A 24,025-nucleotide genomic window follows, 5' to 3' on the forward strand; every position below is an offset into this window, starting at 1 on the left:
ACAGGCTTAAACTTGATGTTTGGGATACCAGCAGTTTGTACAGGCTTAAACTTGATGTTTGGGATACCAGCAGTTTGGACAGGCTTAAACTTGATGTTTGGGATACCAGCAGTTTGTACAGGCTTAAACTTGATGTTTGGGATACCAGCAGTTTGTATAGGCTTAAACTTGATGTTTGGGATACCAGCAGTTTGGACAGGCCTAAACTTGATGTTTGGAATACCTGAGAGCAGATTAGATTGGATAGCCTGAGTAATAGGATTATTTTGGTAATTTGGTATGTCTACGCTATTTTGAGATGCTACAGCTGAAATTGAACATGTTAATGCTAATGAAGTAACTAAACCTTTAATAATTGTTTTCATTGTGTACCTTCTCGTAGAGTTTTAAATATAAAGTAATATTTTTTGACTTATGAGAAGGTTGTTGCAGTTGTTGTGCCAATGTTTGTTTTGTGTGTGCGCTTTGACTTGCCTTGTTAACCTCTCTTTGCGTTAAGTTGTGAGATGGGGTGCTCGGTGGTGTCGTTGAGCAGTAGCTGAGTAAATTCAGGTTCTGTAACCGCTTTGCTGAAAATATACCCCTGGATCTCTTCACACTTTAACGCGCGTAATATACTGAGCTGAGAAGCATCTTCGACTCCTTCGCCAACGACTGAAAGCCCCATGTTATGGGCGATAGTGATAATTGAATCAACCATTTTTAAATCACGGTCAGATTTATCAATATCATCCACAAAAGCCTTATCTATCTTTAGCGTGTGGATAGGGAATCGTTTTAAATAAGAGAGGGAAGAGTAACCCGTACCAAAGTCATCGAGGGCTAGACTGACCCCCATTTTAGATAATTGCTGCATAACTTTAATGGCTTTTTCAGGCTCTTTAATAACGGTGCCTTCTGTTATTTCCAGTTCAAGATTAGCGGCTGGTAATTGAGTTAGACGTAAAATTGACTCAATTCGCTGTTGTAAATCAGGTAATGCGAACTGTTTTGACGATAAATTGACGGCGACTCGACCGTTAAATAAACCTTGTGAACGCCATTTTTGCGCAGCAAAGCAAGCCTTTTTCAACACAAGATCACCAATTTCGACAATTAGGCCATTCTCTTCAGCAAGTGGAATAAACTTATTAGGTGGAATGAGGCCGTGTTCTGGGTGGTTTAAGCGAACTAATGCTTCCATGCCCGCCATATGGCCAGTTTTAAGGTCGACCTTTGGTTGATAGTAGACTTCAAATAGATCATCTTTGAGCCCCTCTCTAATGAGGTTCTCAACTTCAAGCTGTCTGATTGCATTCTTATTAAGCGACTCTGAGTAGAACTGATATCGGTTACCACCAGCAGATTTTGCATGATACATGGCAATGTCTGCTTTTCTTAACAATGCTTGTTCATTTTGATCATCTTCTGGGTACAGCACAATGCCGATACTTAAACCCACGACGACTTTTTCTTTACTTAAATCAAAAGGTGCTTCGAAAGCATGAATGACATTTTTAGCTATGATTGCGCTGGTACCAATATCGGGGTTTTTATCAACTAGGATGGCAAACTCATCTCCGCCAAGGCGATATATACTAGTATGGCTAGGGACGGCGACTTGAATTCGCTCTGACACTTGAATAAGTAATTCATCACCGACCTGGTGACCTAAAGAATCATTAATTTTCTTAAAATTATCTAAATCGAGTACCATTAACGTATGGTGAGAGTCTCTTTTTACTAAGTTACCTAGGGTTACCATTAAGTTGGAACGGTTAGGGAGATTAGTTAACAGGTCATTATTGGTGAGCTTTCTCAGCTCCTCTTCTTGCTGTTTTCGACGACTGACATCAGAAAATACCCCTACATAGTGAGACAGTTCACCTTGTTCATCATATATAGCATCGATAGAGAGCTCCATTAAAAAGCTAGTACCGTTGCCACGAGTTGATTCGACTTCGTTATTCCAGCGCCCCTGCTGTTTCAAAATGGTGCGGATCTGTTCCGAGTAACTGTCTGGGTAAAGATCGAAATTAAATAGACTACCAATAAAATCGTTTTTACTTTGCATCACCAAATCACAGCATGCTTCATTAACTTCTACAAATTTGAAGTCTCGATCCAGTATGAACATACCTTCGGAAATATTCTGAATTGCTCGCTCAAATAGCCTTAATTGTTCTTCAGCCTGCTTAAAGTTACTGATATTTTTAATTGTACCCGTCATTCGTAGGGCATTATCATCTTCATCACGCTCTACGATTTTTGCTCTGTCTAAAATCCAAACCCATTCATTATTCTTACCTTTAACACGATAGGCGGCTTCAAAATGATCTGTCTCGCCGTAAAAATGTTTGTTTAATGCTTCACGAACGCGCTCTTGATCCATTGGATGAATGTTACTCTCTTCTCCCTCACTGCCAGAGCGTTGACCATCTTGAGGGAATTCCAATGATCCCCAAATATTTGAGCGATAAATCTGGCCAGTTTCAATGTCCCAGTCCCACATTTCATCGCCACTACCCCATAAAGAAAGCTTTAAACGTTCTTCGCTCTTAGCTATTTGGATTTGAATTTCTCGGCGACGTAATATTGTTTTCACAATTAATATTGAAACGAATAAGCAGCATAGAAAATAGATAAACTTGGCTGTCGTCGAGAGCCACCAAGGGGGGGTAATCTCAATATCTAACTTACGAACCTCTCCATGTTTTCCGGTAACAGGGTCGATAGCATAGATTGAAAACTGATAATCGCCAGGAGATAAATTGGTGTAGGTAGCCGAATTAGTTCCTTTTGAGTGAATATAGGTACCAGAAAGGCCTTGCATTTGATAAACGTAATCAATGTTTTTAAATGGGCTACCTGGACTGCTAAAAGTGAAAGAAAATGGGTAATCAGAATATTTTAGCTTTATTTTATTTGTATGAGATATTTTTTTTTCAAGTATGGAACCGTTAGGTTTTTGAATTATATTGAAAATAGACAGTTCAGTTAAGTTGGTTGTTGGGGGAGTATTATTCTCTAAATATGAGTTTATTTTGTCTAGAGTAACTTTGCTAACCCCAGATATTCCGCCTATATATATGTCTGTTTCATTTTTTAAAATTGACTGGAGATTGTATTCTTCTTGAACCCCTAGTTCATTAGTTAGTATTGATGTAGTAGCGTTGGTTAAATTGTGTACGATGATCTCATTTATTGATGAAGCGTATAATTTCTCATTTTCGATAACTAGTGAGAATATTGGTTTGTTATTTGAGTATAAAGTACTAAAGCTGTTCTGTGAAAGGTTGTATTGGTTAATACTTGTATTTGTTCCGAAAAACAAAGAGTTTCCAGCAACCGTTAAACTTGTTACAAACTGGTCGTCATAAATTTTTTGAACAATGTCCCCATCAAGCTTAGATAAACCTCCTTGTGTACCTATGTAAATAGAATTGTTCAATTCCATAATATCAAAAATAGGGTTGCTTAAGTCAATTTCAGTAAGTTTAGACGTTTTATTTTTAGTGTTGTATTTTAAAAGAAAACCATTGGAAGAACCCGCTACAATAGTTTTATTGTCACTTAGCTTTTTTATTAAAAAGTAAGAGCCATTGTTAATTTTAGATAATTCGCCATTTTTTTTGTTGACGGAGTGAAGGCCTTCACTGCTAGCTATGAAAATAGTGTTTCCAACTGTTGTGGCGGTTTTATTTCCTAGTATGTTTGTTTCATACTGTTCTATTATTTTAAAGTTGGAATCATAGAGTAACAATTTACTGTCTTCGGTTGTTACTAATATATTTTCGCTTTCATCCTTTGATATAGACCATACGTTACCAAGGTTGTTGGTGACATTTTTAATTAGGTTGTAACTATCGTCTATAATGATAAACCCTTCATTCTGGTTGGCGATGAAGGTTTTGCTTATTCCTCTAAATATATTAACTCTAGAAAGGTTTAGCTCTTTGTATTCAAGATGAAGCTGACCTATCAAGAGTGGCTGTTCGAGTATTGATAGGTCGTAGATAGTATTTTTTTTCAATGCGTAGTTTTTATCGCCGTAAGAGATACCGAGGAAGTTAGAGTCGTTTACTTTAGTAATAGATGATTTGTTTATTTCGAAAACACCTTCTTTAGTAAGGCTGATTAATCTATTGTTTAATACCTTTAATGCCGTTGAATCAATGTTTTCGATAGTGTAGTTTTTTGTTATTGATTTAACTTCTCCTGAATAAGTCCTTATGTATAATTCATCTTTAAAGAATAGAGCTTGTTTAACACCGCTAAAGTTGTCGCTATAAGACTTGATTAATTCAAGCCCCGATTTTATTGAACTTTCTTGAGTGACATAAACAGAGTTCTCTGTTCCTATTAATATCAAGTTTTCACTATGTGAGATAGACCAAATAGCTTGATCGTGTATGAAACTATCTGACTTCAGAGAAGCAATTCGATCCTTATCTCGATCATAAACAGCGAGGCCTTTATCTGTACCTATATACATCACACCTTGCTCACTGATAAACAGGCTGCGAATAAATGCGCTAGGTAACTCGTTTTCAGGCGAGGGGAAATAATGGCGGAACTCTTTACCGTCATATCGGTTAAGGCCATTAACTGTTCCAATCCAGATGTAGCCATCAGCATCTTCAACAATGGATGTGACATTGCTTTGGGATAAACCGTCCGGGACACCTAAAGAAATGGAGTTAAGCGTTAACGCGACAGCGGAATTTGCCATAAAAATGGTAAAGAGGAGGAAAGTCGCTATTTTTAATAGAGTTTTAGGCATATTTTTTGTTTAATTATTAGCCAGTTTTGACAGGCAACTGTTTGTTATCCCCACTTTTTCAGAAAGTGACTGCATTGTCAAAACCTTGGGTGGTAAATGTAGCTGATAATCATTCTTACCTCTCATGTCCATATGTAAGTTAAACTTTATATCGTTGCCTTGGCAGAGTAATACCTTGCTTAGGTGTCACTTTTTAGATGAAAGGCCTGTGTTAAGTTGAATTTTATGGTGTTTAAGCTAAAAGGTGTGCTTGAACATAATTGCATGTTTATTAAATATTTTTATTAAGTAAATGTTCTAATAATCAAATTGCTGTGCACCTTGCTTAAATGCTCGCAGATCAGTGATCATTTTGTCTGATTCTAAAGGTGGCTGCTCTAAATGTGAGTCACCAGTACTAAACAAGACCAAGCGATCGCAGTGTTTTGTACGCATCTTCTGCATAATAAACTTGATCAAATCAGCACGAGTGAGCTGTTTTATTTGCTCTGAAACACACTCTCTTTGATTAAATTTGTAGTCTTTATTGCCGATACTCGACCAATAACGTTGACTACGAACTTTAAGGCTCGAGTCTTTTACTAGCACTTGATTGATGAGACCGAGTTTAGTTGATTCCCACTGCTCATTGGTTATTTGCAAAACGGCATAAGCAAAGTCGGCAATAAACTCATCTATTGCTTCTAGCAATAGCTTAGGTCCAGAGGTGGGAGATTGAATATAGAAAATAATACCGGGGTAGCGGTTTAAAGGGAGATAGCCTGTACCGACCATATAGCCTAGTTGACGCTGGGTTCGCAACTCATGAAAGAAGGTCGACGACATGGTGTGGTTTAGCAGGCTAAACAGTGCCATGGTTTCAGGCGTCGCAACATCGGACTGGTAGTACACAATAATGCTACTGTCTGGATGAGAAACAGGGATCTCACGTAACAGACTGCCTTTGTTTGACAGGTCGATAAGCTCACGAGATGACTCTTTACTCGGGGTTGTTACTAGCGACAAGATTCTTTCTAATCGCTCGCCTAACACTTTGGCTTCACTCTTTAGCCAATCACCATAAACGAGTCCCTCTAAATGAATTTTCTCGTAGAAGCTTTTAACATGATCATGTAGATCATCGAGGGTGATTTCTTCGAGGATCTCAGCCATTCTTGAAGGCTCAAAACTGCGCTTTTGTAGGGTTACCGTTAGGCTGGTAAAGAGCTGTGAGATTGGCTTGGCTTGAGACTGATTATACCAAGCACGTAAAATTTGACGTTTAATTAGATCAAAACGGCTTTGGGTGAAGTTACGTTCTCTGGCTTTTGCGATAACCAGCTCAAGCAGGGCTTCTTGTTTGCCTGTGAAACCAGTTAGATGCAGGGTGATCCCCCCTTGATGGGGATAGATATTATAACTGAGGCCCGCCACTTCTGCTTGATAGGTATATTCTGTTAAATAGTCGAGTAACATTTCAACGTATAGTCGGGTCAATGCGGCATGCCTTGGAGATGCAGCAGCTTGAGCCGAGTCAAGTGACAGATACAAATGACCCTTAGGTACATTGAATTCATCGTCTTTACGGTGCCATATACGATAACCCGCTTTTTGTGCAACTACTGTGGGTACTGCCGATTGACTCTTATCGGGTCGAGCAACACACTCTTTATTGATAAAAGGGTTTTTAGGCGGTAAACAAAGCTCGTCACGGATAACAGGCTTTGACCAACGGCTAATATCTTTGCTTGGAATTGCTTTTATCTGATAAGGGGAATGATACCAAGCGGCATTTTTATTGGTATCTAGCTCTGCAGCAATTAACTGTAGTCGCATGTTAGACGGTACCATAAGTGCCAAAAGCTGTTCAGTTTCCGCTATTCTGAGGCCGTCCATACGGTAATCACCGTAAATAATATCTTCAACATCATAATGATGCATATTAATACTCAAGTGGCTGGCTAAATCGAGAGAGTCAACTTGTTCCTGATATTGAAATGCAACTCTTAGTAAGGCAGCCCTTTCATCGTAGCGCCATGCTTGTAAACCTTCAGTACGGATTAACTCGATATATTCAAATGTTGATTCAATAACAGTATGTAAATCTGCAAGACCGCGGTCTGTAAGCTGAATGCTGATATTGAAGTCTTTAAAGTTGTAACCGTTAACGCCGCCACCGGCGGACAGGTTATTGGCAAGTCCTCGTTCTTTTAAATAGGACAATAAGCTTCCTTTACCTTCATAGCCTAATAAATGGCTGATAAAAGTCAGCGGCTTGTGTTGGTAAAACGGTTCTAGAGCGGGGAGGGCAAAAGTAATTGCGACACGCTTTTGTTCTTTAAGAGGCAAAATGTTGATTTGAGCTTGCAGTTGCTCTGGTAGATAAATCGATACATCTGGGTAGTTTTCGACAGGAGCGTGATCACTAATCTCATTAAAGTATTGTATAGCGAGTGACTCAAGTTCATCCAATGATTTTGGCGCAACTAAACACAGGGTCATCACGCTGGCGCAGTATTTGGCTTGATAAAAATCAAGTAGTTCCTGCCTTAACAGACTCTCTTCTCCTGCTAGTGTCTTGAGGTTACCTACTGAAAACTTTGAAAAAGGGTGCGCTGGGTTCACCGTCTCTTTTTGTACTTGGTATACTCTGCGAATATCATCTTTTAGCTTCATACTAAATTCAGATTCAATGGCATGCCGTTCTCGATCTACTAAATCGATATTAAACAGTGGCGCGATAAAGAATTGGCTAAATCTATCGAGTGAATTTTCAAACTGGTCAGCGTGAATACTGTAAAAAAAGTTAGTGTGTTCTGTACCTGTCCAGGCGTTATTGGTTCCGCCGTGCTGATTGATAAATGCAGAATACTCCCCAGAATCAGGATATTTCTCGGTACCTAAAAACAGCATGTGCTCAAGAAAGTGTGCCATACCAGGACGTGCGATAGGATCGTCAAAGTGGCCAACCGCCACTGCCATCGATGCCGCTGCTTGAGTGGCTTTTTGATCTTCAACCAGTAGTACAGATAAACCATTTTTAAGTGTTAAATGGCGATAGTGTCTGTGATCATTTGGGCTGGTTGTTATCTGTTTAGCTTTGGGCAAGGTATGACTCCAGTATCTGGAAGAGGCAAGTGGGTGACTAAGCCGCTTCCGTGCCAACATTTAGGCAAAACCAATAAACGTAACGCTTTGAGTAGTAACTGTTTGAGTAAAATATTGTTAATTCAATTTATTGAGTTAACTTGCCATCATTTTGGCGTATCTTCAAACACAACGGCTGTAAACTTAAAAATAAACTGATTTTTGGCTAAAAATTGTCACTCTCGTTCAGCTAAAGCGCTTAGCCTTTTAAAAAACATTTTAGTTGCTAGATATCTATTCGACTAATTAATAACTAAATAACGGTATGTTGGCGCATGGATTCGGACTACAATTAAAGCATAACAATAAAGAATCGGGAGTAGCCAGCAGCATGCAGCTATTTTTAATGCGTCACGGAGAAGCGGGTTATAGCGCTCATTCTGATAGAGAACGCACACTCACTGATAACGGACGTCACCACACCCAACTGATGAGTAATTGGTTAGGACTCACTATCAAGCAATTTGATTTAGTGCTAGTGAGCCCTTATTTAAGGGCGCAGCAAAGCTGGCAAGAGGTCAGCAAACACTTTCCAGAGCCTTCTAAATGGATAACCTTAGACGAATTAGTGCCTTCGGGAGATCCTGAGCAAGTCGCTCATCTCGTACTTGCCTACGCTGAGCAATATAAGGCAGAAAATGTGTTAGTGTTAGCTCACATGCCGCTATTAGGTTATTTGGTGAGTGAATTGGTTCCAGGTATCGAGCCGCCGTTGTTTGCCACTTCGGGAGTTACCTTGATTGAAAGACAAAATAACCGAAATACCTTGGTTTGGCAGCACGCGCCGCACTCAATTAGCTAACGCGAACTGAACGGGGTTAGCACTATAAAAAAGTGAGTCATTCTAATATATAGAAGACTCACTTTTTTATTGGCTGATTTTTATCCACTTATGTATTAGCGGCGATAGGGTTGGTCACCAATGTCGATAAGAATCAACAAGGCCGCATCGCCGCCCCATTCTTTGGTCGCTTGATGAAAGGCTTTTACATGGGGATGTTGTGCAAGCCACATTGGGATATTTTGCTTCAAAATACCGGTGCCATGGCCATGCATAATGCAGCAGCAATGGCTCTGCTGTTTGATGCAGGCCTGGATTAATGCGGCAAGCTCTAGTTTGGCCTCGGTTTGGCGCATACCGTGCAGATCTAATAGTAGATCGGGCATGTAGTCACCACGGCGTAGGCGTTTGACCTCATAGCTGTCCACATCATCTCTGGCCCACTTCATCGGGCCGTTTACCGGCAAAAGGGGCTGATAGGTGTCAGAGAAATAGCTATCTGCATGTAGCTGCTGTTCTTTCTCTTCAATTATTTTTCGGTCTTTAGGAGCCGTAGTGAAATGGCGCTTATTTTGCTGAAAAGGTTTCATGCCTTTTGTAAGCTCAGCAAAAAGAGCCAAATCATCATTATCTTTGCTTTTATTCATCTCTCTATTTTATTGAATCCGATGCCATATGAATAGAGTTCAGTTACAATGAATCGGAATTAAAAAGTTGGAGTGAATTTTGGATAAGATTTTTGTTGATGAAGCGGTAACAGAATTACGCACTATTGGCGATATGCTACGTTGGGGTGTCAGTCGTTTTAATGATGCAAACATTTACTATGGGCATGGTACTGACAACGCGTGGGATGAAGCCATCGCGTTAGTATTCCATGCGCTGCATTTGCCGGAAGAAATTGGTCAGCAAGTATTTCACTCAAACTTAACTAGCAGTGAAAAGCATAAAATCGTTGAGCTTATCATTCGCCGCGTAAGAGAGCGTCTGCCCGTTCCATACTTAACTAATAAAGCAAAGTTTGCTGGGTTAGAGTTTTATGTGGATGAGCGTGTACTTGTTCCTCGCTCGCCGATTGCAGAGCTAATCGCAAATCGCTTTAGTCCTTGGTTATACAACAAGCCAGTTAACCGTGTACTTGACCTTTGTACCGGCAGTGGTTGTATTGCTATTGCTTGCGCTTATGAGTTTGAAGATGCTGAAGTCGACGCATTAGACATCAGTGTTGATGCGCTAGAAGTTGCGCAAATCAATATTGAGACGCTTGAGGTGATGGACAGAGTATTCCCAATGGAATCAGATCTATTCTCTGCTATTCCCAAAGGCCCTCACTACGATTTAATTGTGTCGAACCCGCCTTATGTTGATGCTGAAGATATCGGTGATATGCCTGATGAATATCATCATGAACCAGAAATTGGTTTGGCATCAGGTCGTGATGGCTTAGATCTGACTAAGCGTATTCTTGCCAATGCTGCTGACTATCTCACCGAAGATGGCCTGCTAGTGGTTGAAGTGGGTAACTCAATGGTGCATTTGAACGAGCAGTTCCCAGATGTGCCGTTCACTTGGGTTAACTTCGAAAATGGTGGCGACGGTGTGTTTATCTTAACGCGCGACCAGCTAGTTGAAAATGAATCACTTTTCGTTATCTACAAAGATAGTGAATAATAGACTCTAGCCGCAGGCTTGCCTGCGGCTTTAATACCAATTTGTACTCCTACACCTAGATTGGTATTGAATAGGAAATTTACCGACACAGCGCGGGTAAATGATAATTAGAATAACGAGATAGAGGGCGATAAAGCGAATGTCGGGAAACAGTATTGGTCAAAACTTCGTAGTAACAACATTCGGTGAAAGCCACGGTGTCGCTATTGGTTGCATTATCGACGGCTGCCCTCCAGGGGTTGAGCTGACAGAAGCTGATATGCAGCACGACTTAGATAGACGCCGCCCAGGCACATCACGCTATACCACCGCTCGTCGCGAGCCTGATGAAGTACGCATTCTTTCAGGCGTATTTGAGGGGCAAACAACAGGCACCTCAATTGGCTTGTTGATTGAAAACACCGACCAGCGCAGCAAAGATTACTCAAATATTAAAGATTTGTTCCGTCCAGGACATGCAGATTACACCTATCAACAAAAGTATGGTCAACGCGATTATCGTGGTGGTGGGCGTTCATCTGCCCGTGAAACCGCAATGCGCGTTGCAGCAGGTGCCGTAGCTAAAAAGTATTTGAAGCAAGTTCACGGCGTTGAAATTCATGCATATCTGTCACAGCTAGGTCCAATCTCCGCCGAGACTGTCGATTTTGCACAGATAGAGCAAAATGCTTTTTTCTTCCCTGATGTATCAAAGTTAGATTCATTAGATGAGTATATGCGCGATCTTAAAAAGAGTGGTGATTCGATTGGCGCTAAAGTGTCAGTGGTTGCCATGGGCGTACCTGTAGGACTTGGCGAGCCAGTTTTTGACCGACTTGATGCCGATATCGCTCATGCCCTAATGGGGATCAACGCGGTAAAAGGCGTTGAAATTGGCGATGGCTTTGAAGTGGTTAATCAAAAAGGCTCAGAGCACCGAGACTTAATGTCACCTGAAGGCTTTGCATCAAACCATGCTGGCGGTATTTTAGGCGGCATTTCATCAGGCCAGCCAATTGTTGCCCATATTGCGATGAAACCCACTTCAAGTATCAGCGTGCCTGGTGAAAGTATGACAGCTCAAGGTGAAACTGCTGAAGTAGTGACTAAAGGTCGTCACGACCCTTGTGTCGGTATTCGAGCGGTACCGATTGCAGAAGCCATGTTAGCAATCGTATTGATGGATCACCTCTTACGTCACCGCGCGCAAAATATGGATGTGAATAGCAGTACACCTATTATCGGAATGCGTTAATGTTTCAACCTAAGAGCACAGAGCAGCAATTACGCTGGCTCTGTGCATGTTATTTCTTTTTCTTTTCTATTCTTGGCATCATGGTGCCTTATCTTGGCGTTTTTTTTGATAGTCGAGGTTTTGACGCTCAAGAAATAGGCTTCTTACTCGCAATTTTAATGGGCACGCGGATCATCGCGCCGAACTTATGGGCCATTGTTGCCGATAAAACCGGGATGCGCTCCGAGCTAATTAAAATCGGTGCCGGCGCTGCAGCATTAAGTTATCTCACCTTTTTCTATGATGGCGGTTTAGCTTATTTAGCCATTAGCTTAGCCGTGTATACTTTTTTTTGGAACGCGATATTAGCGCAGCTTGAGGTTATCACTCTTGAAACGTTAGGTGATGACGCGAATCGATACGGTGCGATTAGAAGTTGGGGCAGTGTTGGCTATATCGTGCTGGTGGTCAGTGGTGGTTTTGCTATTGGACACTGGGGACCACAGATTTTACCCTATATTGGTATGACATTATTTATCGGCATGCTAATTAGTGCTCTGCCATTACCGTCTAATCGAGCCGTTGTAGAAAAAAATCAAATCCGTAAGCCTCTGGTGTTTGATAAAGCCTTAATCTGGTTCTTAGTTTCAGCCATGTTGCTACAGATGAGTGCAGGGCCATTTTATGGCTTTTTTGTGCTTTATCTAAAACAGGCGGGATATTCAGAATCTGCTGCAGGGATCTTCGTCGCCCTTGGGGTGATGGCTGAGATCGTCATGTTCATGTACGCCCCAAGGTTATTAGGCCGCTTTGGGGTTAAAACGCTGCTGGTGGTCAGTATTGGTCTGACGGCAGTGCGTTGGCTGTTGCTGGCGTACGGCGTTGAAAATATCCTATATCTTAGTATCAGTCAGCTATTGCATGCTTTCACCTTTGGCTTAACTCATGCCGCATCTATTCAGTTTGTGCATAAACATTTTGATATTAGCCGTCGAAGCCAAGGCCAAGCGCTATATGCCAGCTTAAGTTTTGGCGTGGGCGGTGCATTAGGTACGTGGCTATGTGGCATTATCTGGGGAGATGGCTCTGGGGCCGTGTCGGCTTGGGTCTTTGCGGCGGGCTGTGCATTTTTGTCTATGTTGGCGGTGTTGTTCATTCCTAAAACGCAGGGGAAAATAGCCTAGTAAGCTAGTTTTGGCCGGTTTCTGCCTAGGTTTACAGTAAAAATTACCGTCGTGTTTACAGCCAACACAAGCTGTTCGTATTGGCCGTTTAGAGTCAGCATTAAAAATGGAGTATCAATAGTGAGGAAGTTTCGTCTCGGGTTAATTATTAATCCACTTGCAGGCCTTGGCGGCAGTGTTGCCCTAAAAGGGAGTGATGGTGTGGCTTCAGAGGCGATAGCTAAAGGCGCGGTACCTAAGGCTCACCTGAGAATGCAGCAAGCCCTAGCTGTTATCGAACCCTATAAAGCACGTATTGAGGTCATAACCGCTTCAGGCGATATGGGAGAGAAGCTTGCAAAAGAGATGGGTTTTACTACACGGGTGGTTTACCAAGCGCCGAGCGAGACACAGGCTCAAGATACACAAAGAGTAGTCAGTGAGTTGTTAGCTGAAAACTTAGACTTACTGCTCTTTGCCGGTGGTGATGGTACGGCGCGAGATGTGTACGCCATTGCCGACGACAACATTCCCGTTCTAGGTGTACCCGCAGGTGTTAAAATCCATTCAGGCGTATACGGCATAACTCCACATGCGTCAGGCATTGTCGTGAAAATGTTACTAGAGGGAGACTTAGTCAGCTTGATGAGCGCCGATGTTATGGATATCGATGAAGCCGCGTTTAGAACGGGCGTGGTGCGTGCGCGCCGATATGGCGAAATGCTAGTGCCGGCAGAACCTAGGTATGTGCAAGCGGTTAAAATGGGCGGCAAAGAGACCGATGAGCTGGTGCTTGCCGACATTGCAGCCGAAGCGATTGAGCAGATGGAAGATAATCTTTGCATCATGGGCTCGGGTAGCACAGTTGCCGCAGTAATGAGCGAGTTAGGGCTTGATAACACTCTGCTAGGGGTCGATGTTATTCAACAGCAGGACGTAGTTGCTAGCGATCAGTCTGCCTCAGAGCTTCTACTGCTCACTGAAAATAAAGCGATTAAACTCTTTATTACACTCATTGGTGGCCAAGGGCATATCTTGGGGCGGGGGAATCAGCAACTCAGCCCAGAGCTTATCCGGCGTGTAGGAAAAGACAATATTATTATCCTAGCGACAAAAACTAAGCTAAAAGCACTTGAAGGCAGGCCATTAATTGTGGATAGTGGCGACCCTGAATTAGATAAAGCGCTTACGGGGTATTATAAAGTGATTACTGGTTATCACGATTACGTGATGTATCAGGTCGCAAACCCTGATTTAGCTGAATAAACAATACCCATCAGTTTGGCCGTTATCGCATCGATTAAATGATATTTGGCAACTGATGTGCAGCGACTGCTGTAAATTTTAAATGAACGTTTTGACTAGATGCCGAAAGTGTCGACAGCTAGTCTACAATAAAAAATGTGGAGCCCTCGATGATCGAGAAGTACGAGCAAACATTACAAGACTGGATTGAAAGCATTGTTGCCGAAGGTGATGATGATGCGTTATTTGCAAGTGGCTATTTACAAGGTCATTTTGCTGTTGTGTTGTCTCAGCTAGAAGCAGAGAGTGAGCAGGGAATGGACGCACTTGAAGTGAAAATGTCTGACTGTCTGGCTCTGGCAAGAGAAGAGCTAGATGACAATGATTATGCATTAGTGAGCGATGCTTGGACTCAGCTGAGTGCAAAGTTGGCAGCATAACCCTTTAGCCTTGGGTTTTACACGGTGAATATTTAGAGTGATAGAGTTTACGCTTTTATGAGTAAGATTAGTTTCGTTGCAATTGGCCTTGTGAACCCCAAAAGCCCGACCAATGTCGGTGGCATTATGCGTGCGGTTGGGTGTTACAGTGCCGATGCGGTTTTTTATACTGGTAAGCGCTATGAGCTAGCAGCCAGTAATGGTAGTGCTCAATACAATACCGACACTAAGCGTGCAAGCAGCTCAATTCCACTGAGCAAAGTTGAATCCTTACTGGATGCAATTGAATCCGATGTAAAAGTGGTGTGTGTCGATCTGGTCGAAGGTGCTATTCCATTACCTGAGTTTGAGCATCCAGAGAAAGCGATTTACATTTTTGGCCCTGAAGATGGCACCATTAGTCAGCAAGTCATCAACAACGCTGATGCTGTGGTTTACGTACCGACGGTAGGTTGCATGAATTTAGCGGCATCAGTAAACGTTCTGCTTTATGACCGCTTGTCAAAGTCTTCATCAATTGCCAGTGATGAGCTGATCAGAAGTAGCCGCGATACTAACAATCGAGTTAGGGTAAAACGTTAACTTTTGTTGCTCTTTTATACTTTGAAGCCACTTTTATAGTGGCTTTATTGTTTTTAGCCTCTGGCAACTTATACCAATCAGTATAAGACGTTGATCTACTCAGAACGTTTTTGGCAAACTAATTCAAGGCGAATAACTGAAAGAATGGTTGCTCGCTTGTGAAGTTGTTGAACGCAGAAGTAGGCAGCCAAAAACGCACCAGAATGGTGAGTTTTAGCGGCTCTGATACTGTGACTCTTATGGAACAAGAGGGAGCTTAAACGTAGAATGACTATGCGCTTCACTCGTTGCAAACCACATGGTCTTGTATGTTCCCGACATACATAAGACATTTCCTCCATCCCTGAAGGTCAGATGTGGTGAATGTCATTAATGCACGACTATATGGATATAGGCGGTAGAGTAACGCAGGAGCAGTTATCGAGGAGCATTTAATGACCTTATCTCAGTGCCGCTATACTCTCGCTGAGCGACCAAATCTTTATACTGATTGGTATTACATGCAATGCCTTTTTCATTGGGACGAAATAGGTAAATGTCTTGCTTGATTTATTGACTCCTTTAAGGTTTTTAACCATGTTCTATTGAGCGAGCAAATCGCTTTTATACTGATAGGCACAATAGCTGCTTAATCAAATGGGGATAACATTAAGGAATGAATGTAAAATGGCTACAAAGAAAATACTAACCAAGCGAAACCTAATTTTAAACGCGACTCTTTTTGTGTGTTTGCTCGGGGGAGTAGCCTGTAGCTCAGGGCCCGCAACGCTTCAACAGGGCCCAGATGCAGAAAGGACTAAAGAGGGACTTGTAAGAGTCGATCATTCAAGGTTGGCTCTCTCTTATGTTCGACCAGATGTTAACTGGGGTAAATATACCAAACTTTATTTTGAACCCGTTCAAGTCACCAATGATCATCCTGCTGATTACAAGCCACCAAGAATTGATAAAAGAGCCGAGGGCTTAAATGCGACCTATGAGCTGCCGCTAGAGGCGCTCGATAAAATGTCAGAGCAATTTCAGATCACGGTTAAAGAAGTCTTTAATAATGAGCAACCATTTGAGCTGGTAAATATTAAAGGTCCAAACACCTTAGTGATCCAAGCCGCTGTAACCGATATTCGTTTGAGTGCACCCATAGAGTCAAGTCGCCGAAGCTTTAATTCAATGGGAAGAACCTATACTGAAAACTCAGGCTCTATGATGTTATTGGCAGTGATTAAAGATGGTGAAACCGGTGAGGTGCTTGCTAAGGCTGCTGATAGAGGCGAGGGGTTTAATCAGTGGAGTCAAAATACGAAAGTGTTTAACTGGGGGGATGTCAAAACCGTTTACCGCCGTTGGGTGAATGATTTTAAGAATGCCTTATTAGAAGCGGGTGCTGAATAATCCGACTTTTCGGCATAGTGGAAGCATCTAAGCCATTACCTTTAGGTAGCCGCTTAGATGCTTTATTTGTAGGCCGGCATTTATGCCGTCAACTTTTAGTTACCAGCTCTAGTTATCTGCTTTAGTTACCAGCTTTAGGTTGATACTTTGATGATCACATCTGACGAAATCAAGCATTGTGAAATCACTATGGACTATGGGTCAAACTACTGATCTTAGTGGCTTAGTGTTAACTATCACCGCCGATGTCTAATGCTTTACCCTTAAGTAGTTTTCTCATCCACATGCGATTTGGATTTAACAGTGACACAAAATCCAAACTAAGCGGCATCGGCTCATTACAAATTTGTGCCGCTAGTGCCTCGGCAGCTAAGGGGCCTGAACTTAACCCGCGTGAGCCTAGGCCACCGAGAACATATAGGTTTTTATGAATTGGCGCTGGATGAGTTTGCCAAAACTTGCGGCTTTCTGGCGAAAGTTGATGCTGTTGATATAGCGCTAAGATAGCATCTAAATCTGGAACAGGTCCCATCATAGGGGCATGATCTCGAGTCACCATACGGACACCAACACGGGCGCTATGGGCTGATATATCTATATCATCAACCCAATCTTGGCCGATATAGCTATGCTGGATTTTTTGTAAGTTTTCAAGCTGTTCAGTCGGACAATAACTTAAATGCTGCGCATTTTTAACGTAACTGGCGCCTAAGCAATGCAAAGAATTGTTACTTGGTGTCATATAGCCGTGGGCGCAAAGTACTGCGCTGAGCTTTGACAGCTTAGTGCGAGAGGGCGCGTGGCTCACCTGTCCCCTAAAGCCAGTTGCCTGTAAATGTTGGGTTTGAGGAAACTGTGTCAGCGATTTGCCATTTGCAATGACTAGCGCGCTAAAAGGACCAAAGAGGTGTTTGTCGCTTCTAAGGTACCAAGCCTCGTCTTTAAAATGAATGTCGGTGATCTGGGTGTTAAGCTGCAGTGACGCATTGGCAATCTTTTGCGCTTGGTTAAAGGCGGCTTGAGTAAAATCTTGCGGCGACACCCAGCCACCTTGTGGGTAGAAGATCCCGCCATCATCAATCTTTACGCCTGCGATTGCAGATGCTTGCTCAGCGGTAATGCTCTTTGCTATCTGCTCGTCCCAATTATGACTGTCAATAATTTTAGCCACACGCTTACGGCTTCGCTCATCATGACCGGTATGCACCACGCCGCACAGGTCAAAATCGATTTTGTGTTCTTGGGCGGCGAGTGTTTTCAGCCTCTGTAAGCTAAACAGGTAAGCCTGCTGAAAATATTGGCTTAAGGTGTTGTTATCTGGCGTCAGTAAGGGATATAGCGCACCTTGCTTGTTACCAGAGGCGGCTTGAGCGAGTGCCGAGTCCTCACAAAACAGAGAAATTTGCTGGCCTCGCTCAGCAAGCGATAATGCCAAGCTTGCACTGGCTACGCCGCCGCCAATAATGGCGATACCATTATCGTTTTCTTGAGTCATTAAAGCGGCTGAACAGACTGGATAGGGGGCTTGTAATTGTCGGCTCTGTGAGCGCATCGCAGCGCGTTCTTGAAAAGTAATGTCATCATAGCTTAGTGGCAACTCACTATATAAACCGACTTGCTCTGCAAGGTTTTGGATCTGCTGCTGAGCTGCTGGCGCAAATGAGTTATCGAGGCAAAATAGGCTGTCATTATGGGTTAATTTTGCTATCTGCCAGAAAAGTGCCACATCCAATTGCTCTAGCGCTACATTGCCTGCCATGTACCAGCCATCAATCACCCCCGTACTGGCACTCGGCAACTGTTGTAATTGTTGAGTGTAACTTCCAAAGTGAAAATCAATATACAGCTTGCCATCATTGACAATCATTCGCTGACAGCCTTCTATAGCCACTAAAATTACGCGCAGGGTTGGGTTTGAGCTAAGCTGTTCTGCTAATCCGAGTTTAGAGATAAAAGCGTGTAAGTTTGAGTCAATATGACTAAAAATTTTCAGCGTGACTCTGCGCTTGGTTATAAGTTGAGACTGCTCAATGATGAGCTGCTTAAGGTTTACTAGAGAGCCTAAACCTAACTGCGCAATCACTATTTGCTGAGTATTTTTACTATCAATAATTTGCTGAAGAATTTTACTTACTGTCATGGTTACGTCTTTAATGTTAAATTAAGCACTCATAAATATGCTTTATAATCGGTTTTACTTGCTGAAATTGTACATTCTTATGGGCATATTTTGGCAAAGATTATACGTAAGGTCTCATAATGAGCATTATTTTTGTGTTCTTTATGGAAAGCTGACCACTTAAATGGATGAAAAGCGATACCATTGGTGCAGCAAAATTGGTACTAGATGTACAAAATGGAAAGTTAATAATGAAAAGAGTCGTGATCACCGGACTTGGCGTTGTCTCAAGTATCGGTAACAACAAGCAAGAAGTCACTGAATCATTAAAAGCGGGTCGTAGTGGTATTACCCACTCAGATCAGTTTGAAGAAATGAAGCTGCGTAGTCATGTTTGGGGCGACATTAAGATTGACCCATCAGAACATATTGACCGTAAAGCACTTCGCTTTATGGGTAATGCAGCAGCCTATGCACACATCGCAATGCAAGAAGCGATTAAAGATGCTGGTTTAGTTGAAGAGCAGTATTCAGACCCACGTGTCGGTATTATCGTAGGCACGGGCGGCGCATCTTCAGCAAACCAGGTTCAAGCAGCAGACACGTTACGTGAAAAAGGCGTTAAGCGCGTTGGCCCGTATATTGTGCCGCGTATCATGTCGAGCACTGCCAGCGCATGTTTGGCAACGCCATTTAAGATTAAAGGCATGAACTACTCAATCAGTTCTGCTTGTGCAACGAGTGCACACTGTATCGGCCACGCGGCTGAACTTATCCAAATGGGTAAGCAAGATATGGTGTTTGCTGGTGGTGCTGAAGAAGTCGATTGGACGCTAACCATGGGTTTTGATGCTATGGGCGCACTATCAACTAAATATAACGATGAGCCAACGAAAGCATCTCGTACCTATGATGCAGACCGTGATGGTTTTGTTATCTCTGGTGGCGGCGGTATCGTCGTTGTTGAAGAGCTAGAGCACGCATTGGCTCGTGGCGCTAAAATCTACGCTGAAATCATCGGTTATGGCGCGTCATCAGACGGCTATGACATGGTTGCGCCATCAGGTGAAGGTGCGGTTCGTTGTATGCAGATGGCGCTTGCCGATGTAGATACGCCAATCGATTACATCAACACTCATGGCACATCAACACCAGTGGGTGATATGCGTGAGCTTGAAGCACTACGTGAAACCTTTGGTGATAACTTGCCAGCCATCGCATCGACTAAGTCTCTGACTGGTCATGCACTAGGCGCTGCAGGTGCGCACGAAGCGATTTACAGCTTGATCATGATGGAAAGCAGTTTCATCGCGCCAAGCATCAACATCGATAATGTCGATGAAAAAGCTGCAGGCATGCCAATTGTGACCGAAATGACTAAGAAAGAGCTCAATACCGTGATGAGCAATAGCTTTGGTTTTGGTGGTACAAACGCAACCTTGGTAATGCGTAAGTACAAATAAACAATACTGACACATTATTCAAAGATTGAAAAAGGAAGCCTAGATAGTATCTAGACTTCCTTTTTTGTTTTCTGCTATGCAACTAATGCTCACAATCAGCACTGACAATGACTCATCAGTGCGAGCGTAAGCTCACTTTAATCGTCAATCAGCCTTTCACTGCTCTATACAAACGTTATTCAAACTTTGAACTCAGTCCAGCATCGGGGATGATTACTTCCAGGGGGGCGGGTTAAGCCTCTGTTTTAATAGTTGAATAAATCCTGATATGCGTGCAGAACGCTCCTTTTCTGGGCTACTTAATAGTGCAACAATATTCGCGTTGGGTAATGAATATTCCGGCAATATGCGCACCAGTTCACCGCTGTTTATCTGCGGCTGCACATCCCATTCAGAACGCATAATGATGCCAAGTCCTGCAATAGCCCAATCTTTAATGACACGCCCCTCGTTGCTTGCAAGTGTTGGGGTGATCCTAATCATTTCAACTTTGGCATTATCATGTTTGCCGTCGGCAAGTTTGGTGAAGGGCCACAAGGTGACATCTTCGTTATTCTCCCTTAGAGCGATGCTCCTATGATTGAGTAGTTCTTGAGGGACCTTCGGTGTGCCCATTTGTTGGAGGTATGTTGGAGCGGCGCAGATAAACCTCTGATTAGTTGCTAGTGTAATCATTTTTAATGAAGAATCATTGAGCGCACCTATATAGATGATGACGTCCCATTTATGGTGACTCGACCAATTCGGGTTATCGGACAACTCAAGCTCGATATCTAATTGAGGGTGTTTAACTTTATACTCCCCAAGCAATGGGGCGATATAGTCATTACCAAACCCTAGTGGGGCTAACACCTTGAGCTTGCCGCACACATGTTCCTTTAGTTCATCGAGCTGCTCTTGTAACTCATCGAGTCCGCGTAGAATTTTCAGGCCTTTATCCAGTAAAAGTTGCCCTTCTTCGGTAAGGCTCACGATTCGAGACGGCCGCTGAATAAGTTTAATCGACAGTTTTTTTTCAATATGTTGCAGTCGTAGGGTCACCGAAGGTGGGGTGATATTTAAGGCTCGCGCGGCATCTGCTAGCGTTCTGTGACTAGCAATTGCTGTAATGAACCTGAGATCTTCAGTGGTGATCATTTGGTTTGAACCTAATCTATATCTTAATAAGTATTAATGTAAAACAAAACGTACTTCTTGGATACTCTTGTTCTACTTGCTGGTTTGATGGCGCTCACGTGCATCATATCCACAAATGAATTATTTGATAGATTAGGAAAATTAGCATGTTACGTAATGAAATTCTAAATCCACAATTATTGATCAAGTATCAGACTCTCGATACGCCATTCATGCTGGTTGATAAACAGGTCGTGCTTAAAAACTTAGCGCGATTACGCGATAAGACTGAAGGTTTGGGGGCTGAATTACGGCCGCACTTTAAAACCGTTAGAGCACTTGAAGCGGTTAATGACTTATTGCCGCAAAACAGTTCAGCCATTACTGTATCAACGGTAAAGGAAGCTGAGGCACTGGCAGCTGAGGGCTATACCAATATTGTTTATGCCGTCGGTATATCTGAGGCCAAATTACCAAGGATCGCTCACCTTATTGCTAGAGGGACCGAGGTAAGAGTGCTACTCGACACAATAGAACAAGCGAAGTTTGTTAATCGCTATTGTGAGCAGCATTCGTGTGTCATTCCAGCATTAATCGAAGTTGACTGTGATGGACATAGAGGTGGCATTCACCCAGATGATCCTACGTTAATTGAAATCGCCAACCTGCTCCATCAAGGAGCTGCAAGCTTTCACGGTGTGTTAGCTCATGCGGGGGAGTCCTATCTTTGCTTCGATGAAAAGTCTCTAGCAGAAGCTGCCAGCAACGAAGTTAACATGACGCTAAAAGCGGCCAATAACCTTCGCGCCGCAGCAATTCCATGCGATATCGTTAGTATTGGTTCAACGCCTACCGCTCACAGCTATCAAGACCTAACCGGGATCACCGAAGTGAGAGCTGGCGTTTATGGTTTCTTCGATTTAGTCATGGCTGGGATCGGGGTTTGTAAATTAAACGATATTGCAGCTAGCGTGGTAACAACGGTTATTGGCCATAACAAAGAAAAGGGCTGGTTGTTCATTGATGCAGGCTGGATGGCACTGTCAGCTGATCGTGGTACAGCGGGTCAACCCAAAGATTGTGGATATGGCTTGGTCTGTGAAGTCAATGGTACATTGCTTGAAGGTCTGCAGGTTATCTCTGTTAATCAAGAACACGGCATCATTGGCACAGTAGGTAATGACCTCATTAAGCTTGAAGATTTCCCCGTCGGCTGCCGATTACATATCTTACCTAATCATGCCTGCGCCACAGCATCTATGCATCAGCACTACTATGTGTTTGATACGCGAAGCGATACATACGAAATCTGGAACCGAATTCAAGGCTGGTAACATGCAATATTTAAATGAAGCGCAAACCGCAAAATTGGTCACCCATCAACTGGCTTATTCTGCTGTAAAAGAAGCGTTTATCGCAGCGACTACGGATGAAGCAACACTGTTTCCAGTGGTTAACGCATCAGGCCCACAAACGGACTCAATGTTTTCATTAAAATCAGCTTCTACAAAATCGCTGGTGGGCTGGAAAACTGGTAGTTACTGGCCAGGTAATCAAGTTAAGAGTATGCCGTGCCATGGCACCAATGTATTTCTGTTAAGCGCTGAAACCGGTGAACTTGTTGCTGTGGTTGCAGCAACACAAGTTAATGCCTACCGCACCGCGGCGGCCGATGCAGTTGCTGTGAATTACCTAGCAAGAGAAGATGCTAGCGTGTTGACTGTCTTTGGTACTGGGCATCAAGCTGAATACGAAGTATTAGCCATCGCAGAAGTACGTGATATCACAAAGGTGTTAGTGGTTGGCCGTGATAAACATCGTTGTGAACAGTTCGTTAAACGACTGATAGACAGTGGCTTACAAGCTGATTGCGAAGTGGCAAGCGCTCAATATGCCTGTGAACATGCAGATATTATCGTAACCGCAACCACAGCCACTGCGCCGTTATTTAAGGCTCGCTGGGTTAAAACGGGCACTCATATTTCAGCCATGGGGGCTGATAAAGTCGGCAAGCAGGAGTTACCAGTGGAGCTTTATCAAGACGCAAGGTTATTTTGTGACTACCGAGCGCAGTCGCAGGTGATTGGTGAATTTCAGCACGCAGAAAATGTACCAGTGACAGAGATAGGTCACGTCATAACATGCCAATCCGTAGGGCGCTCTAATCATGATGAGATTACTATTTTTGATAGTTCAGGCATCGCTATTCAAGACTTATTTGTTGCTGCTAAACTGCTAGAACTGAATGAAGAGCTAAGTAATTAACTAGGGTTTAGTTAAGTACTAGAAGCTAGTAAAACATAAACTGTGATAAATGCGCAAAGAACCAGCAGCCCAGAACTGCTGGTTTTTTTATTGGCTATAAATGTTGAAGTTCAAATTGCTAATATGCTCTTTACAACAGCTCCAAGCAACACTCGATAGTCAAAAGTGACGGGGTATGGGGTTACTTAAACTGCATTATTTGATGATGCTTTACTTTTGACTAAGCCTTTAGATAAAAATATGACTGATAAGAGTAAAAAGACTGCAGAACCAAACAGATCCTGTTCTATCACGTTATAAATCAAACCTAAAAACATGAGGAGGGATGCCCAATAATATCTGCTAGGCGTTGATAATAAACTGGTTCTCATTGAGGATACCTTTCTGAAAAAAAACTGGTACTTACATGTACCTTTAACACTCGACAAAGGTGGGGCGTATTAGCACGTTGTTGCCCTGTTCCCATATAGCGTAATAATTCGCGGCGCTTGTTAGAAGGCGATGGATAATTTAATGAGGGGGAACCTCATCATGCTGCAAAATCAACGTCCCAATAGCTGAGCTAATTTTAATTCCGGCGGCTAAAACTAATACTCCAATAAAGAACACCGCTAATGTCATGAGCCCTGTTTTCTCTTTTTCGGCAACATCATTCCACCGGTTTCTTAATCCATTAATCATTCAATTATT

General features: G+C 42.7%; 17 protein-coding genes and 1 pseudogene. 11 read left to right on the forward strand and 7 right to left on the reverse strand.

Translation table 11 applies throughout. The annotated features are described in order from the left end of the window. The 3 genes and pseudogenes from ACVBJC_RS16595 to ACVBJC_RS16605 all read right to left on the reverse strand — a co-directional run. Positions 1-365: pseudogene (locus ACVBJC_RS16595) on the reverse strand (hypothetical protein); the annotation flags it as partial. A 113-nt stretch (positions 366-478) separates the two neighbouring features. Next, entirely contained in the window at positions 479-4,762 is a 4,284-nt protein-coding gene (locus tag ACVBJC_RS16600; RefSeq protein WP_447162022.1) for an EAL domain-containing protein, read from the reverse strand. A gap of 297 nt (positions 4,763-5,059) precedes the next feature. Then, on the reverse strand, positions 5,060-7,849 hold the full coding sequence (locus ACVBJC_RS16605; protein ID WP_447162023.1) for an insulinase family protein: 2,790 nt from the start codon (positions 7,847-7,849) through the stop codon (positions 5,060-5,062). Between the two features lie 370 nt (positions 7,850-8,219). Here ACVBJC_RS16605 and sixA point away from each other — a divergent pair, with 370 nt between their 5' ends. After that, positions 8,220-8,690, forward strand: coding sequence for a phosphohistidine phosphatase SixA (gene sixA / locus ACVBJC_RS16610; RefSeq protein ID WP_447162024.1), 471 nt, complete (start codon positions 8,220-8,222; stop codon positions 8,688-8,690). Positions 8,691-8,785: 95 nt separating this feature from the next. On the opposite strand, the gene smrB is transcribed toward sixA, so the two are convergent. Then, a complete protein-coding gene (gene smrB / locus ACVBJC_RS16615) occupies positions 8,786-9,316 on the reverse strand; it encodes an endonuclease SmrB (protein ID WP_447162025.1) in 531 nt (176 codons plus the stop codon). A 79-nt stretch (positions 9,317-9,395) separates the two neighbouring features. Between smrB and prmB the strand changes: the two genes are divergently transcribed. From prmB to ACVBJC_RS16650, 7 genes are all read left to right on the forward strand, one after another. Beyond that, complete coding sequence (gene prmB / locus ACVBJC_RS16620; protein WP_447162026.1) at positions 9,396-10,340, forward strand: 50S ribosomal protein L3 N(5)-glutamine methyltransferase; 945 nt, start codon at positions 9,396-9,398, stop codon at positions 10,338-10,340. Between the two features lie 139 nt (positions 10,341-10,479). Further along, on the forward strand, positions 10,480-11,574 hold the full coding sequence (gene aroC / locus ACVBJC_RS16625; RefSeq protein WP_447162027.1) for a chorismate synthase: 1,095 nt from the start codon (positions 10,480-10,482) through the stop codon (positions 11,572-11,574). After that, entirely contained in the window at positions 11,574-12,737 is a 1,164-nt protein-coding gene (locus ACVBJC_RS16630) for an MFS transporter (protein ID WP_447162028.1), read from the forward strand. Before aroC ends, ACVBJC_RS16630 begins: the two co-directional genes overlap by 1 nt. Positions 12,738-12,857: 120 nt before the next feature. After that, the gene (locus tag ACVBJC_RS16635; RefSeq protein ID WP_447162029.1) at positions 12,858-13,982 is read left to right on the forward strand and encodes an ATP-NAD kinase family protein; all 1,125 of its coding nucleotides are present in this window, start codon (positions 12,858-12,860) and stop codon (positions 13,980-13,982) included. Positions 13,983-14,131: 149 nt separating this feature from the next. Then, the gene (locus tag ACVBJC_RS16640) at positions 14,132-14,401 is read left to right on the forward strand and encodes a YfcL family protein (RefSeq protein ID WP_447162030.1); all 270 of its coding nucleotides are present in this window, start codon (positions 14,132-14,134) and stop codon (positions 14,399-14,401) included. A 57-nt stretch (positions 14,402-14,458) separates the two neighbouring features. Continuing rightward, positions 14,459-14,983: an RNA methyltransferase gene (locus tag ACVBJC_RS16645; protein ID WP_447162031.1), complete on the forward strand. Its 525-nt coding sequence runs from the start codon at positions 14,459-14,461 to the stop codon at positions 14,981-14,983. Between the two features lie 666 nt (positions 14,984-15,649). Beyond that, on the forward strand, positions 15,650-16,372 hold the full coding sequence (locus tag ACVBJC_RS16650) for a DUF3313 family protein (RefSeq protein WP_447162032.1): 723 nt from the start codon (positions 15,650-15,652) through the stop codon (positions 16,370-16,372). 229 nt (positions 16,373-16,601) lie between these two features. Here ACVBJC_RS16650 and mnmC read toward each other — a convergent pair whose 3' ends face one another. Continuing rightward, positions 16,602-18,512, reverse strand: coding sequence for an FAD-dependent 5-carboxymethylaminomethyl-2-thiouridine(34) oxidoreductase MnmC (gene mnmC / locus ACVBJC_RS16655; protein WP_447162033.1), 1,911 nt, complete (start codon positions 18,510-18,512; stop codon positions 16,602-16,604). A 230-nt stretch (positions 18,513-18,742) separates the two neighbouring features. On the opposite strand from mnmC, the gene fabB reads away from it, so the two are divergent. Beyond that, positions 18,743-19,954: a beta-ketoacyl-ACP synthase I gene (gene fabB / locus ACVBJC_RS16660; RefSeq protein ID WP_447162034.1), complete on the forward strand. Its 1,212-nt coding sequence runs from the start codon at positions 18,743-18,745 to the stop codon at positions 19,952-19,954. 213 nt (positions 19,955-20,167) lie between these two features. On the opposite strand, the gene ACVBJC_RS16665 is transcribed toward fabB, so the two are convergent. After that, positions 20,168-21,091 (reverse strand): LysR substrate-binding domain-containing protein, encoded by a 924-nt coding sequence (locus tag ACVBJC_RS16665; protein ID WP_447162035.1) that lies wholly within the window; start codon positions 21,089-21,091, stop codon positions 20,168-20,170. A gap of 146 nt (positions 21,092-21,237) precedes the next feature. Between ACVBJC_RS16665 and ACVBJC_RS16670 the strand changes: the two genes are divergently transcribed. Continuing rightward, positions 21,238-22,404: a DSD1 family PLP-dependent enzyme gene (locus ACVBJC_RS16670; RefSeq protein WP_447162036.1), complete on the forward strand. Its 1,167-nt coding sequence runs from the start codon at positions 21,238-21,240 to the stop codon at positions 22,402-22,404. Between the two features lies 1 nt (position 22,405). Continuing rightward, complete coding sequence (locus tag ACVBJC_RS16675) at positions 22,406-23,335, forward strand: ornithine cyclodeaminase family protein (protein ID WP_447162037.1); 930 nt, start codon at positions 22,406-22,408, stop codon at positions 23,333-23,335. Between the two features lie 510 nt (positions 23,336-23,845). Here ACVBJC_RS16675 and ACVBJC_RS16680 read toward each other — a convergent pair. Next, positions 23,846-24,016, reverse strand: a complete 171-nt coding sequence (locus tag ACVBJC_RS16680; RefSeq protein WP_447162038.1) for a hypothetical protein — start codon at positions 24,014-24,016, stop codon at positions 23,846-23,848. Between the last annotated feature and the right edge of the window lie 9 nt (positions 24,017-24,025).

Source organism: Shewanella sp. 0m-6 (genome assembly GCF_052977325.1).